Genomic DNA, 13,850 nt, shown 5'->3' on the forward strand with positions numbered 1-13,850 from the left:
ATTCCCCATGCACTCTCCGATCCACACCCCCGCTCCACCGCGCCGCGACATCCAAGGCCTTCGCGCCCTTGCCGTCCTCGCGGTCATCGGCGCACACGCCGCCGGATGGCCGGCGGGCGGGGTCATGGGGGTCGACGTCTTCTTCGTCATCTCGGGATTCCTCATCAACGGGATGCTGCTGCGCGAAGCGCGTGACACCGGCCGACTCGCGCTCGGCTCGTTCTACGCGCGCCGAGCGCGCCGCCTGCTGCCCGCGGCGCTGACCGTGCTGATCGCCGTGACCGTCGCCGGCTGGTTCCTGTTCAACCGCACCCGCGGTGAGCAGACGCTGTGGGATGCCGCCTGGGCCGCCGTCTTCGCCTCGAACTGGAACTTCGCTGCGCAAGGCACCGACTACTTCGCCGACACCGGAGCGGTCTCGCCGCTGCAGCACTTCTGGTCGCTGTCGGTCGAAGAGCAGTTCTACCTCGTCTGGCCGCTGCTGCTCGTGATCGTCGTCGCCCTCGTCGGTCGCACGCGGGTCAGGATCGTCGCGGGTGTTCTCGCGGCAGCGGTCGTGGCGGGGTCGTTCGGCTGGGCGCTCGTCCAGTCCGATTCGCAGGCGACCGTCGCGTACTTCTCCACGCTGACCCGCGCGTGGGAGCTCGGCCTCGGCGCGCTCGTCGCCGTTCTCGTCCCCCTGCTGCGCCGCATCCCGCGCGCGCTGGGAGGCGTGATGCAGTGGACGGGCGTCGCGGGTATCGTCGCGTCGCTGCTGCTCATCGACCCGACCGGGGGAGGCTTCCCCGCCCCGTGGGCGGCGGCGCCCGTCACCGCCACGGCGCTCGCGATCGCGGGCGGGGTCGGGGGAGACCCGCGCCACCGACACCTGTTCCCGCTCACCAACCCGGCGTCCGTCTTCGTCGGCGACGCCTCGTACTCGCTGTACCTGTGGCACTTCCCGGTGGTGGTCTTCGCGGCAGCGCTGCTCCCGGCATCCGAGTGGCATGTCTGGATCGTGCTGGGCGCAAGCGTCGTCCTCGGCCTCGCGTCGTACCTGATCGTCGAGCAGCCCCTGCGCTACGCGCCGTTCCTCGGCGGGATGCCACGCGCCGAGGCCCGTGAACCCGAACCGGAGCCGGAGCCCGTCCCCGTGCCGGTCCTTGCGGTCGCGACGACGCGCCCCGCGGGGTGGACGCCGGGGACGCGATACTTCCCGGGATCATCCCGGCCGGCGGCTCCCCGCATCGAACCCGCCGCCATCGCCGCGGCGCCCATCCCCGTCGCCGAGCCGGTCGTCGCCGAACCGGCCACCGAGCCGCGCGGGAGTGCGCTCGCCGCATGGCGCGAGCGCTTCGCCGCGCAGGTCTTCCTCGCGACGGCCGGACTCGTCGTCGTCGCACTCGCGGGCGCGCTCGCGGTGACGGCATCCGGTCATGGTCCCCGGTTCGGTGCGCCCGAGCTCGCTCCCGCCGCATCCGCGCCCACAGTCTCGGGTGACCCGACCGCCGATCTGCAGGCGGAACTGGCCGCCGCCGTCACCGCGGACGCGTGGCCCGACCTCACCCCCTCGCTCGACCGCGTGATGGCGGCGTCGTCGGGAGCCAACCCCGCGCACGACTGCTTCTCGCCCGGCGCGGCAACGGCCTGCGGGTGGGGGAGCGGCGATGCGCCCGTGCACATCTGGCTCGTCGGCGACTCGACCGCCATGGCCTACGCGCCTGCCTTCCGCCGCATCGCGGACGACAGTGCCGGCGGCATCCGCGTCTCGGCCATGGGAATGTACGGATGCCGCTTCACCGACGTCCTCGTCGAGAACGACGACCCGCAGGTGATGGCGGGATGCCAGGCGCGCAAGGCCGCCGTGCGAGCCGCGATCCTCGCCGATGCGCCCGACCTCGTCGTCATGTCCAACGCGTTCACGCTCGGGCGGACTGTCGACGGCACCGACCTGTCGGCGGACGCGCTCATCGCCGCACAGCGACGCGAGGCCGACACCTACGGGATGGGCGAGCGGATGCTGCACCTGGCCCCGCCGCCCCAGGGAGTGAGCCTCGCCGCCTGCTACACGCCGACGTCGTCGCCCCGGGCGTGCGACAGCGCGGTCGACGGAACGTGGCGCACGATGGAGGCCCTCTCGGAGCGCGCCGCCGCGGACGCCGGCGACCATGCGATGTCGTCGCTCGCGTTCACATGCGCCGACGAGGTCTGCCCGCCCTTCGCGGGGTCGATCCCGACGAAGTACGACCAGACCCACCTGACCGTCGAATACGCCGAGCACATCGCGCCGGCGCTGCGGCAGGCGCTCGACACCGCGGGTCTGCTGACCACGCGCTGACGACCTGCGCCAAGATGGCGGGATGCCTCTCCTCCCCGCCCCGCGCCTCATCGACCCCGCCGCCGTCCCCGCCCTGCGGTGGGGTGTCATCGGCACCGGGATCGCCGACCAGTTCGTGCACGCTATCCACACCCACACGACGCAGCGCGCGGTGGCCGTGACGGCACGCGACACGACGAAGACCCACGCCTTCGCAGAGCGGCACGGCATCGCGCGCACGCACGACTCCGTCGATGAGCTGGTCGCCGACCCCGACGTCGACGTCGTCTACGTCGCCACGCCGCATCCGCTCCACCGCGAGCAGGCGCTCGCCGCCATCGCCGCCGGAAAGCACGTGCTCATCGAGAAGCCGATCGCGATGACCGCGGCGGACGCGCGCGAGATCCTCGACGCCGGACGCGCAGCAGGCGTGCTCGTCGCCGAGGCGATGTGGACCCGCTACCTGCCGCAGGCCGACGTGATCCGCCAGCTGCTCGAGGCGGGGACCCTCGGCGAGATCGACCTCGTCCGCGCCGATTTCGGCTCGCTCGTCCCCTTCGACCCCGCGAGTCGGATGTTCGCCCCGGCGCTCGGAGGCGGCGCCATGCTCGACCTCGGCGTCTACATCGTCGCGTTCGCCTCGTCGATCATCGGACCGCCCACGACGATCCGCGCCGTCGGCACCCTCGCGCCGACCGGTGTCGACGACAGCGCCACGATCGCCCTGAAGACGGATGCCGGGGCCCAAGCCGCCCTCACGACGACCTTCGGAGCGGTCACGCCGATCGAGGCATCCGTCTTCGGCTCCCGCGGCCGCCTCGACGTCCTCAGCCCGTTCTACGGGCCGACGGGGCTGCGCCTCAGCGTCGATGGACAGGTCGAGGAGTGGCGCGACGACACCCTGCCGCAGGTGCACGACGGGCTCGGCTATCAGGCGACCGCCGTCGCCTCGTTCGTGGGAGCCGGGCGCATCGAGTCCCCGCTCCACCCGCACGACGAGGTCGTGTCGGTGCTCGCCACGATCGACGAGGTCCGCCGTCAGATCGTTGCCGGCTGAGCACCTGCTGGTGGTCCGGGGTTAGCCTTGATCACCATGACCATCCAGCACACCGTCATCTTCGCCCTGCACCACGCGGAGGATTCCTCCGAAGAGAAGACGTTCCTGACGGACGCGCAGCGGTCCCTCTCGGCCATCCCCGGCGTCCAGCAGTTCCGCGTCAACCGTCAGATCAGCCCGCGAAGCGACCTGCGGTGGCAGTTCACGATGCTGTTCGACGACCAGGCCGCCTACGACGCGTACAGCGCCCACCCCGACCATGTCGCCTTCGTCGAGAGCCGCTGGAGCCACGAGGTCCGCGACTTCCAGGAGTTCGACTTCGTCGCCGGCGACTGATCGGGGCGGGCGGGGCGCTCAGCGCTCCGAACGCACGTCCGCGAGCGACGGGTAGTCGGTGTAGCCCTCTGCTCCGCCGGTGTAGAAGTACTCCGGACGCGGCTCGTTCAGCTCGGCGCGCTGCTCCCACCGGGTCGGCAGATCCGGGTTGGCGATGACCGGGCGGCCGACGGCGACGGCATCCGCCCATCCCTCGAGCACGAGCTCCTCGGCCTCTTCACGCGTCGTGACGACCCCGAAGCCCGAGTTGAGGATCGTGGGTGCGCCCGCCGCGTGGCGGATGTGCTGCACGATGTCGCTCTTCGGGTCGGCGTGCAGGATGTCGACGAACGCCAGACCCAGCGGGGCCAGGCCCTCGGCGAGGGCCGTGTAGGTCGCACGCGCGTCGGCGTCATCGCTCTCGAGGACACCGGGGATCTGGTGCTGCGGCGAGAGACGGATGCCGGTGCGCTCCGCCCCGACCGCCTCGGCGACCGCGCGGGTCACCTCGATGCCGAAGCGTGCGCGGTTCTCGGGAGATCCGCCGTACACGTCGTCGCGGACGTTCGACTCGGGGGAGAGGAACTGGTGGACGAGATAGCTGTTCGCGCCGTGGACCTCGACACCGTCCATGCCCGCCTCGATCGCGTTCCGCGCCGCCTGCACGAACTGCGCGACGGTCTCTGCGACCTCCGCCGTCGTGAGGGCGTGCGGGACGGGGAGGTCGACCTTCTCGCCCGTCACCGTGCGCCCCTGGCCTGGGGAGGCGATGGCGCTCGGGCCCACGACCAGGTCGACGCCCGAGATCTCGGGGTGCGAGACGCGCCCGCCGTGCATCAGCTGCATGACGATCGTGCCGCCCTCGGCATGCACCGCGTCGGCGACGCGACGCCAGCCGGCGATCTGCTCATCGGTCTCGATGCCCGGCTGGCCGGGGTAGGACTTGCCGGCGACCACGGGCCAGGTGCCCTCGGTGACGATGAGGCCGACACCGGCGCGCTGCCGGTAGTACTCGACCATCACATCGTTCGGCACACCGTCCTCCGCAGCCCGTGTGCGGGTGAGGGGTGCCATGACGACACGGTTGGACAGATCGAGGGCGCCGAAGACGGCGGATTCGTACAGGCTCATGTTGAGGGGCAACCACACGTCAGCACGATCGTATTCCCCTCTACTCTCACTCGGCCGGGGGAGTGCCCTCCTCGGCCGGTGCCGCGTCGACCAGGTCGTCGTGCGCCTGCTCGAACTGCGAGCGGTAGAGGCGGTAGTAGGCGCCCTGCTGACCGATGAGCTCCTCGTGCGTGCCATTCTCGACGATGTCGCCGTGCTCCATCACGAGGATGAGGTCGGCGTCGCGGATCGTCGACAGACGGTGCGCGATGACGAACGAGGTGCGTCCCTCGCGCAGCGCCGCCATCGCGTGCTGCAGCAGGAGCTCGGTGCGCGTGTCCACGGATGACGTCGCCTCGTCGAGGATCAGCACCGCCGGCTGTGCCACGAAGGCACGCGCGATCGTGATGAGCTGCTTCTCGCCGGCCGACACGTTCGAGGCGTCCTCGTCGAGCAGCGTCTCGTAGCCGTCGGGCAGCGAGCGGACGAACCGGTCCACGCGCGTCGCGACCGCGGCATCCACGATCTCGTCATCGGTCGCCGAGGCGCGGCCGTAGCGGATGTTCTCGCGGATGGTGCCCGCGAACAGCCACGGGTCCTGCAGGACCATGCCCGTCCGCGAGCGGACGTCGTCGCGCGAGAGCTGCGCGATGTCCTGCCCGTCGAGCAGGATGCGTCCGCCGTCGAGCTCGTAGAAGCGCATCAGCAGGTTGACGAGCGTCGTCTTGCCCGCACCCGTCGGGCCCACGATCGCCACGGTCTGCCCCGGCTCGACGCGGAACGACAGATCCGTGATCAGTGGGTGCTCGGGTGCGTAGGCGAACTTCACGTGCTCGAACTCGATCACGCCGCGCCCTTCGCCGCGGGCCGGCGCGTCAGCGGCATCCGGCTCCTGCTCGTCGGCGTCGAGGAGTTCGAACACGCGCTCGGCCGACGCGGTGCCCGACTGGACGACCGCGGCCATGCCGCCGAGTTCGGACAGCGGCTGCGTGAACTGCTGCGAGTACTGGATGAACGCCTGCACGTCACCGAGACGCAGCTGACCGCTCGCGACCTGCAGCCCGCCGAGCACGGCGATGCCGACATAGGTGAGGCTGCCGACGAAGGTCATCGAGGGCATGATCATGCCCGAGAGGAACTGCGCCTTGAACGCGGCCTGGTAGAGCTCCTCGTTCTCCTCCTGGAACTTCGCGCGGGCATCGGCCTCGCGGCCGAACACGCGGACCAGCGAGTGCCCCGAGAACGACTCCTCGACGCGGGCGTTGAGGCGGCCGACTTTGCGCCACTGCACCCCGAACGCCTTCTGCGACTTCGGGCCGATGACGCCGAAGATGATCGCCATGAGCGGCAGGGCGATGAGGGCGACGATCGCGAGCTGCCACGAGATCGAGAACATCATGACGAGCACGCCCACCACGGTGAGCACCGCCGTCAGCGCACCCGACAGCGACTGCTGCATCGTCTGGGTGATGTTGTCGATGTCGTTCGTGACCCGGGAGATGAGCTCGCCGCGCTGCACACGGTCGAAGTGCGACAGCGGCAGACGGTTGAGCTTCGCCTCGACGTCTTCGCGCAGGCGCCACATCGTACGGACCATGATCACGTTGATGACGTAGCCCTGCGCCCACGTCAGGATCGCCGACACGACGTAGATGACGAGCACCCACGTGATGATCACCTTGAGGGCGTCGAAATCGACGCCCGAGCCGGGCGTGTAGTTCTGCATCGCGGCGACGATGTTGGCGAAGTCGTCCTGGCCCTGACCGCGCAGCGCGGCGACCGTCTCAGCCTGGCTCAGCCTGGCGAACGCGGGGTTGTCACCGAGCATGTTCGACAGGAACCCTTCGAAGACGATGTTCGTCGCCTCGCCGAGCACCTTCGGAGCGATCACCGCGAGGACGACACCGATCGCTCCGGCGAGCGTCACGAGGCCGAACATCCACTTGAACGGCGCCAGCAGGCCGATCATGCGGATGAAGCTGGGCCCGAACTGCGACGCCTTGCCCGGCGCGACCGAGTCCCACGATCCGCTGTTCAGGCGCGCCTGCTCGGCGAGCTCGGCTTCGAGCTTCTCCTCGTCGGTCATCTGCGTGTCCGGCGCGCTCATGCGTCCACTCCCAGCTGCGATTCGACGATCTCTCGGTAGGTCTCGTTGGTGGCCAGGAGCTCCTCGTGCGTTCCGACACCGACCATGCGGCCGGCGTCCAGGACGACGATGCGGTCGGCGTCGGTGATCGTCGACACACGCTGCGCGACGACGATCTTCGTCACCTCCGGCAGCTCGCGCCAGAGCGCCTGACGCAGCCGGGCATCGGTGGAGAGGTCGAGGGCCGAGAACGAGTCGTCGAAGACGAGGACGTCGGGCCGGTGCACGATCGCGCGGGCGATCGAGAGCCGTTGACGCTGCCCGCCGGAGACGTTCGTCCCGCCCTGCGAGATGCGGGCGTCGAGCCCGCCGTCCATCTCCTCGACGAAGTCGCGGCCCTGTGCGATCTCGAGAGCGTGCCAGAGTTCCTCGTCGGTCGCGTCCTCGCGCCCGAAGCGGAGGTTCGACGCGATGGTCCCGGTGAACAGGAACGGCCGCTGCGGCACGAGGCCGATGCCCTTCCAGAGCTCGTCGAGGTCGGCTTCGCGGACGTCGACACCGGCGACGCGGACCGACCCACCGGTGACGTCGAACAGGCGGGGGATGAGCGAGACGAGCGTCGTCTTGCCGGCACCGGTCGACCCGACGACGGCGACCGTCTCGCCGGGCGCGGCCGCGAAGGTGAGGCCCTCGAGCACGGGCGCATCCGCGCCCGGATAGGTGAAGGCGACGTCGTCGAACTCGACCGCACCGGGGCGCGGGAACTCCCGCACCGGCTTCTCGGGACGTGCCAGCCCGCCCTCGACCGCGAGGACCTCGCCGATGCGGTCGGCCGAGACGGCTGCGCGCGGGATCATGATCGTCATGAAGGTGGCCATCAGGACGCCCATGAGGATCTGCCCGATGTACTGCATGAAGGCGAAGAGGGTGCCGATCTGCACGCTGCCCTCGTTGACCTCGATGCCGCCGAACCAGATCACGCCGACGACCGTGATGTTCAGCACGAGCATCGCGAGCGGGAACATCAGCACGAACAGCGACCCGACCTTGCGGCCGACGACGAGGATGTCGGTGTTGGCGCCGCGGAAGCGCTCCTCCTCGATCGGTTCGCGCACGAAGGCGCGGACGACGCGGACGCCGGTGAGCTGCTCGCGGAGGATGCGGTTCACGGCGTCGAGCTTCTTCTGGTAGCTGCGGAACAGCGGCACCATCCGGCTGATGATGAGGATGCCGATGACCAGCAGCGCCGGCACCGAGACCCCGATGAGCCAACTGAGCCCGACGTCCTGCTGCAGCGCCATGACGATGCCGCCGATGGCGAGCAGCGGAGCGGTGACGAGCATGGTCGCGCCCATCATCGCGAGCATCTGGACCTGCTGCACGTCGTTCGTGTTGCGGGTGATCAGCGATCCCGCGCCGAACTGGGTGACCTCGCGCTCCGAGAAGCCGCTGACGCGGTCGAAGATGTCGCGGCGGATGTCGCGCCCGACCGCCATGGCGGCCCGCGCGGCGAAGAAGGTGGCGACGATCGAGGCCACGATCTGGCCGAGGGCGATGACGAGCATGAGCACGCCGTGCGACCAGATGTAGCCGACGTCGCCCTGCGTGACGCCCTTGTCGATGATGTCGGCGTTCAGGCGGGGAAGGTACAGCGCAGCCATGGCGGAGGCGAACTGGAAGAGCAGCACGCCGATCAGCAGCCAGCGGTAGGTCCGGAGGTACCGAACCAGAAGGGTTCCGAGCATATTCTCAGAGTGCCACCACCCGCCGACATCCGCGTCCCCCTGCGGGCGGATGTCCGCTCAGGGCGTAGGCGTCAGCTCGCGAGTTCGAGGAGGTCCTTGACGTGGCCGACGACCTCGCGGGGTCGGAACGGCTTGGCCACCACCTCGTCGACGCCGGCGCGGATCGCGTCCTCCTGGTCGGAGCTGTGGACGCGCGCGGTCAGCATGATGATGTGCGGCTGCGGGATGTCGGTGCTCCGCCGGATCTCGCGGGCCGCCTGGATCCCGTCCGTCCCGGGCATCATCCAGTCCATGAGGACGACCCGCGGCCGGTCCGCGCGGACCCGCTCGACGCCCTCGCGACCGTTGCCCGCGCGTGCGGTCGAGATCCCGGCGCGCTCGAGACTCGAGACGAGGAGCATAGCGATGTCGTCGTCGTCGTCAACCACAAGAACCGAAATCGCCACCCCCGTACTCTGACACCGATCCTGCGGTGCGGGTAATCCGAACCCCGCCGCCGGCTCGTCGGGGGCTGTCCCCGGCGCGGGAGGGGGACCCGAGCATGAGTGAACGTCCGATGTGGAAGCCGATGCGACCCGAGGAGCTGTTCTCGCGGCTCCAGCTCCCGTTCGTCGCCGGGGTGACGTTCGTCGTCATCGCGGCGGGTCTCGCCGTCCCGAGCCTGTGGTCCGCCGGACCCGTCCTCGCCGGCGTGGGTCTCGCGTATGCGGCATCCGCCTTCTTCCTCCTGCCGCGGCGCGCATGGCTGCTGACGCCCTGGGGGATCGTGGTGCCGCTCGTCGACATCGTCGCGCTCGCCCTGCTGCGCGCATCGCTCTTCCCGTACATCCCGACCGTCGGCGTCCTCTGCCTCATGCCCTTCGCGTGGATCGCGCTGCGGTACCGCTGGCAGGCGCTCGCCCTCGTCTTCCTGGGTGGGCTGCTCATCGCGGGGCTGCCACTGGTCCTGCAGGTCGAGACCGTGTCGACGCCGCTGATGGTCCTCAACCTCCTCACACTGCCGTTCCTGACCACGGGCATCTCGGTCGGTATCCACCTCGCCGTGAAGAGCTTCCGCAAGAGCCGACAGGAGGTGGAGGATGCCGCGCGCCGCCTGCAGGCGAACCTCGAACAGTCGCGCGACGATGAGATGGTCCTGCGGACCGTCCTCGACACGGTGAACGGGGCCGTCGCGTTCTACAACGCGGAGGGTCGCCCTGTGCTGGCCAACCGCGCCGCACACAAGCTGACCGGCGTCGTCGGCTTCCGCTTCGACGAGGCGCCGTACGCGGGGCCGCATGTGTTCAAAGCCGACCGGAAGACCCCGGTTCCGTGCGCCGAGCAGATCATCCCGCGTGCCCTCCGTGGCGACGCCATCCGCAACCACCTGGAATGGTTCGGCCAGCCCGGCGACCAGGTCGCGATCCTCTCGTCCTCGGGTCGCGTGCACCGCTCGAACGGCGAGCTGCTCGGCACGGTGGTTGCGGCCTACGACGTCACCGACCTCGCCGACGCCATCGAGGCGCGCGAGGAGTTCCTGACGACCGTCTCGCACGAGCTGCGGACACCCCTGACCTCCGTCGTGGGGTACACCGAGCAGGTGATCGACATCCTGGGCGAGGATGCCGAACGCCTCGGCATCGGCACGGCGCTGGGCGCGATCTCGCGCAACAGTGAAGTGCTGCTCGAACGGGTGTCGCAGCTGCTCACCGCCGGCAACAAGAAGATGGTCCTCGCTCCGACGGTCGTCGACGTCGCGGAGCTCGTCGAGGAGACGGTCGCCGTGATGGAGCCGCTCGCGCGACAGGCCGGTGTCGCGTTGTCGCTGGAGTGCGACGAGAACGTCATCGCCGAGCTCGATTCCCGTCGTATCGAGCAGGCGGTCGAGAACCTCCTGACGAACGCCGTCAAGTTCACGCCGTCTGGCGGGTCGGTGTCCGTCAGGGTCACCCACGTGGCGGACGGCGACCAGGTCCACATCGCGATCAGCGACACCGGCATGGGCATGACGGCCGACGACAAGCGCCGTGTGTTCGATCGGTACTACCGGGCCACCGCCGTGCGGAAGGACGCCGTCCAGGGCATCGGTGTCGGCCTGTCTATCGTCAAGTCGATCGTGTCCGCCCATGCCGGCGAGGTGGACATCGAGAGCGAGCCCGGCGAGGGGACGACGATCACGCTGTGCCTTCCGCGGATGCGGGAGCCCGTCGCGCCGGCGGAGGAGTTCGCGCTCTCGGCGTGACGACGGCCCCGTCGCTATGCTGTCGCCGTGACTGGCCCCGCAGACGAGCCCCGCAGCCCTCGCCGGGCGCGGGACGCGCGGTGGCTGCGCGCCGCGACGGATCGGGTGCCGACGACGTGGATCCCCGGCATCCTCACCGCGGTGTTCCTCGGTGCGGCCGCGGCGTTCGGCGGGCTTGAGGCGGTCGCCGCCCCGCCGGTCGCGACCATGGAACCGGGGGAGACGCACGTGAACGACATGCTGTCGATCACGGTCGAACGTGCCGTGCTGATCGACACGCTGAGGGACGCTGGCCTGTACGCGGACCCGGAAAAGGGGGAGCGTGTCGTGGCGGCCGTGGTGCGGGCGGAGAACGTCTGGGACACCGCTCTGCCTGCGGCAGCCCAGGGGAAAGGGCTGTCGGGGTCGATCATCGCCAGCAATCTCGGTGGGCGGTATCCCGACGCGGTGGCTCGCCTCGACGACGGGAACACGGGCCCGTGGTTGCAGCCCGGGGTCCCCGTCGAGCTGGTCGTCGGGTGGATCATCAAGAAGGACGACCTGACGGATGCCGATGAGTTGTCGCTCGAGATCCGAGACTTCTCACTCATCACGGGCAAGTTGGTCGTGAACGGGGAATGGTGGGACAGCCCGGTGGTCGTCGCGGAGATGGACGTCCCGCTCACCGACGTCGGCGCCGGCGCGAACCAGCCGAGCCAAGGAGCATCCCGGTGAAAGGCGTCACAGTGTGGGCCGGCGGCATCGTCCTGCTCGTTGCGGCGTGGGGAGTCACCCAGATCCCCGCAGGCCAAGCGTTGAGGGAGGCGTCCTTCGTCCAGGCCGTCGACGTCGGAGACCGCGCCGTCGGGCGGCAAATGGCCGTGACCATCACAGACGTCGCCGCCGCCGAGAGGATCTCGGATGAAGCCGGCTGGGCCGCCGACGGGAATTGGGTGGTCGTGGACGTCAGCGTCGAGGCCGTGAACACCGAGGAGGGCGCCGTCCTCGGCCTGGCCACCCTCTTGACCGACGGCGACACCTACCGTGCCAGCGAACGGCCCGTGTCGCTGCTCGGCAAGGCGCTGCAGGTGGGGGTGCCGCAGACGGGGAGTGTCGCGTTCGAGCTCCCGGCGGGGATGCGGGACGGCACCGCCGTCATCCGCTTCACCGTGAGCGATCGCGACTGGCGTCTCGATTCCGTCGTCGAGTTCACCGTCGATCTCGGCAGCCTACGCTGGGCCGACGAACACGAGCTCGCCCCGCTCGCGGGGGGTGGCGTGTGAGTGCCTGGTGGCGCAGCAATCGGCGGGCCCTGCTCGCGCTCGTCGTCGTCGTTCCCCTCACCGCGGGGGTCTTCCTCGGGTGGGAATGGTGGAAGGTCGCGCGGTACGAGCCCACCTTCCCGACGGTGGCCGAGCAGGGCCGCGCCGCGGACTTCGCCGACATCACCTTCGGCCCGGCCACCGCGACGGAGGTCTCACTGCTGGGCGTGACGGCTCCCGAGGGGACGAAGTTCCTCTGGGTGCGCGTTCCCGTCGATCGTCACGGCGCGGCGACCGGCTGCACGCTCACGGGGTTGCGTGAGTTGGGCGGACAGGGCCGCTTCTGGAGGGACGAGTCCAAGACGGTCGACTGGGACTACCGCCGGTACACGGCGTGCCCTAACGACCGGCGGAGCGACCTATTCCCGCGCGGGGCGTTCCAGATCGACGTGCCGTTCATCGTCCCCGACGACGTCGAGGGCCCGCTCGGTGTCGAGCTCGTGATCCCGGACGAGCTGCCGGGCTACGTCCGACTCGTCGTCGTGCCCTGACGCGACGACGGGCGCCCCGATGAGCGCGCCCACCGTCCCGTCGTAGGCACCGGCGATCACCACGGTTCGGATCGGTTCGATGATGACTGGGGCGATGAGGAGGAACAGTGCCCCGCCGGCGCGCCAGAAATCGTCGGGGCTCTGCGGTCCGACCAGGCGGGTGACCCCGAAATCGATGAGATCCTGCGCCAGCAGGACGAGGACGTAGGCGAGGACGTAGGAGCCGATCAGCACCGGGCCACCGCGCCACATCAGGACGACCGCGCGCCAGATCGGCTGGAAGCGCGAGCCGAGGCTCGCGCCGATGTCGGCGAGTCGGCGACGCAGCCGCTGCGGGATGCTGCCGTACCGCTGCCGGGCCCGCTCGGCGATCCGGCCGCGCCACTGGACCCCCTGTGGCGCCACAGCCTGGCCGTAGACGACGCCGGCGACGGTGAGCCAGGCGAGGGGGACGGCGACGAGCCCCACAGCCTCTGCCGTGACCGTGGCCACGGCATCCCACACCCATCCCAACGGGGCGAACCAGTCGTCGATCGACTCGCGCAGCTGACCCACCCACGCGATCGCGCGGCGGGACTGCACCCACGCGGTCAGCTGTCCTGTCGCGTTGCCGACGAAGTAGGCGGCGAGGAAGATCCACAGACCGTCGAGGTAGGTGGCGACGAGGGAGCTCCAGCGGGGCAGTCGCCCACGCCAACGGCTCCACGCCCACCGTCCGACGAAGGCGAGCACGACCACCGTGATCGTCATCGAATCCCACGGGAGCTTGTCGACGGCGCCGGAGACGTCGGCGTCCACGCCGGTGACGGCCCCTTCCGCGATTCTCCCGATCTTGACCTGGAGCGCGGTGTCGAGATAGGTCGCGACGTCCTCGTTGAGGAAGCCGAGGGCGGCATACACCGCCAGGAAGGGGAGGACGGACGACAGCATCGCGTCACGGAACGCGACTCGTCTGCCGGGTCCATCGGTCGGTGGCGGCGCGATCGCGCCGAGGCGCGTCATCCCGTCCCGCAAGACGAGGAACATCCCGACGAGGCTCACGAGCTTGGCGAGGATCGCGAGGGGGATGATCAGCATGCCGCCGAGCGCCGTGTAACCGCCGACGTATCCGGCCGCCTCCAGCCCGATGTATCGGCCGAGGACTCCCGCGAGATACCACGCGACGAGCGCGGGCCAGTGGCGCTCGAGGAGGCGCCACGTCATCCCGAGCATCGTCCGCACGGTCTTA

The 13,850-nt window shown here is 70.0% G+C and carries 11 protein-coding genes; 6 read left to right on the plus strand and 5 right to left on the minus strand.

From position 1 onward, the window contains the following. The first annotated feature begins 7 nt into the window (after positions 1 to 7). The 3 genes from MRBLMI1x_RS09220 to MRBLMI1x_RS09230 are packed head-to-tail and all read left to right on the plus strand — an operon-like array spanning position 8 to position 3,689. Entirely contained in the window at positions 8 to 2,317 is a 2,310-nt protein-coding gene (locus MRBLMI1x_RS09220; RefSeq protein WP_363458381.1) for an acyltransferase family protein, read from the plus strand. Between the two features lie 22 nt (positions 2,318 to 2,339). Then, the gene (locus tag MRBLMI1x_RS09225; RefSeq protein WP_363458383.1) at positions 2,340 to 3,353 is read left to right on the plus strand and encodes a Gfo/Idh/MocA family protein; all 1,014 of its coding nucleotides are present in this window, start codon (positions 2,340 to 2,342) and stop codon (positions 3,351 to 3,353) included. 36 nt (positions 3,354 to 3,389) lie between these two features. Beyond that, the gene (locus MRBLMI1x_RS09230; RefSeq protein WP_018188504.1) at positions 3,390 to 3,689 is read left to right on the plus strand and encodes a Dabb family protein; all 300 of its coding nucleotides are present in this window, start codon (positions 3,390 to 3,392) and stop codon (positions 3,687 to 3,689) included. Positions 3,690 to 3,707: 18 nt separating this feature from the next. On the opposite strand, the gene MRBLMI1x_RS09235 is transcribed toward MRBLMI1x_RS09230, so the two are convergent. The 4 genes from MRBLMI1x_RS09235 to MRBLMI1x_RS09250 all read right to left on the minus strand — a co-directional run bounded on the left by MRBLMI1x_RS09235 (position 3,708) and on the right by MRBLMI1x_RS09250 (position 9,055). Continuing rightward, positions 3,708 to 4,799 carry an alkene reductase gene (locus MRBLMI1x_RS09235; protein WP_363459385.1) on the minus strand — a complete coding sequence of 364 codons (1,092 nt, stop codon included), beginning with the start codon at positions 4,797 to 4,799 and terminating at the stop codon, positions 3,708 to 3,710. A 46-nt stretch (positions 4,800 to 4,845) separates the two neighbouring features. Then, positions 4,846 to 6,885 (minus strand): ABC transporter ATP-binding protein, encoded by a 2,040-nt coding sequence (locus tag MRBLMI1x_RS09240; RefSeq protein ID WP_363458386.1) that lies wholly within the window; start codon positions 6,883 to 6,885, stop codon positions 4,846 to 4,848. Then, a complete protein-coding gene (locus tag MRBLMI1x_RS09245; protein ID WP_018188501.1) occupies positions 6,882 to 8,609 on the minus strand; it encodes an ABC transporter ATP-binding protein in 1,728 nt (575 codons plus the stop codon). The genes MRBLMI1x_RS09240 and MRBLMI1x_RS09245 overlap by 4 nt, the downstream gene beginning before the upstream one ends. A 71-nt stretch (positions 8,610 to 8,680) precedes the next feature. Next, positions 8,681 to 9,055: a response regulator gene (locus MRBLMI1x_RS09250; protein WP_363458388.1), complete on the minus strand. Its 375-nt coding sequence runs from the start codon at positions 9,053 to 9,055 to the stop codon at positions 8,681 to 8,683. A 95-nt stretch (positions 9,056 to 9,150) separates the two neighbouring features. Here MRBLMI1x_RS09250 and MRBLMI1x_RS09255 point away from each other — a divergent pair, with 95 nt between their 5' ends. From MRBLMI1x_RS09255 to MRBLMI1x_RS09265, 3 genes are read left to right on the plus strand one after another with little or no spacing between them, the layout of a single operon-like run. After that, a complete protein-coding gene (locus MRBLMI1x_RS09255; protein ID WP_363458390.1) occupies positions 9,151 to 10,830 on the plus strand; it encodes a PAS domain-containing sensor histidine kinase in 1,680 nt (559 codons plus the stop codon). A gap of 27 nt (positions 10,831 to 10,857) precedes the next feature. Then, entirely contained in the window at positions 10,858 to 11,544 is a 687-nt protein-coding gene (locus MRBLMI1x_RS09260) for a hypothetical protein (RefSeq protein WP_363458391.1), read from the plus strand. Then, on the plus strand, positions 11,541 to 12,092 hold the full coding sequence (locus tag MRBLMI1x_RS09265) for a hypothetical protein (protein ID WP_363458393.1): 552 nt from the start codon (positions 11,541 to 11,543) through the stop codon (positions 12,090 to 12,092). The genes MRBLMI1x_RS09260 and MRBLMI1x_RS09265 overlap by 4 nt, the downstream gene beginning before the upstream one ends. A 398-nt stretch (positions 12,093 to 12,490) precedes the next feature. Here MRBLMI1x_RS09265 and MRBLMI1x_RS09270 read toward each other — a convergent pair whose 3' ends face one another. Next, a complete protein-coding gene (locus tag MRBLMI1x_RS09270) occupies positions 12,491 to 13,834 on the minus strand; it encodes a hypothetical protein (RefSeq protein WP_363459387.1) in 1,344 nt (447 codons plus the stop codon). Positions 13,835 to 13,850: the final 16 nt, after the last annotated feature.

Source organism: Microbacterium sp. LMI1x-1-1.1 (assembly GCF_040676205.1).
GTDB classification, from domain to species: Bacteria; Actinomycetota; Actinomycetes; order Actinomycetales; family Microbacteriaceae; genus Microbacterium; species Microbacterium aquilitoris.

Bases quoted from the DNA above. Each gene is read 5' to 3' on its own strand.
- MRBLMI1x_RS09255 (WP_363458390.1), top strand. From the start codon at position 9,151: ATGAGTGAACGTCCGATGTGGAAGCCGATGCGACCCGAGGAGCTGTTC.
- MRBLMI1x_RS09245 (WP_018188501.1), bottom strand. From the start codon at position 8,609: ATGCTCGGAACCCTTCTGGTTCGGTACCTCCGGACCTACCGCTGGCTG.
- MRBLMI1x_RS09235 (WP_363459385.1), bottom strand. From the start codon at position 4,799: ATGAGCCTGTACGAATCCGCCGTCTTCGGCGCCCTCGATCTGTCCAAC.
- MRBLMI1x_RS09220 (WP_363458381.1), top strand. From the start codon at position 8: ATGCACTCTCCGATCCACACCCCCGCTCCACCGCGCCGCGACATCCAA.
- MRBLMI1x_RS09225 (WP_363458383.1), top strand. From the start codon at position 2,340: ATGCCTCTCCTCCCCGCCCCGCGCCTCATCGACCCCGCCGCCGTCCCC.
- MRBLMI1x_RS09270 (WP_363459387.1), bottom strand. From the start codon at position 13,834: ATGCTCGGGATGACGTGGCGCCTCCTCGAGCGCCACTGGCCCGCGCTC.
- MRBLMI1x_RS09230 (WP_018188504.1), top strand. From the start codon at position 3,390: ATGACCATCCAGCACACCGTCATCTTCGCCCTGCACCACGCGGAGGAT.
- MRBLMI1x_RS09240 (WP_363458386.1), bottom strand. From the start codon at position 6,885: ATGAGCGCGCCGGACACGCAGATGACCGACGAGGAGAAGCTCGAAGCC.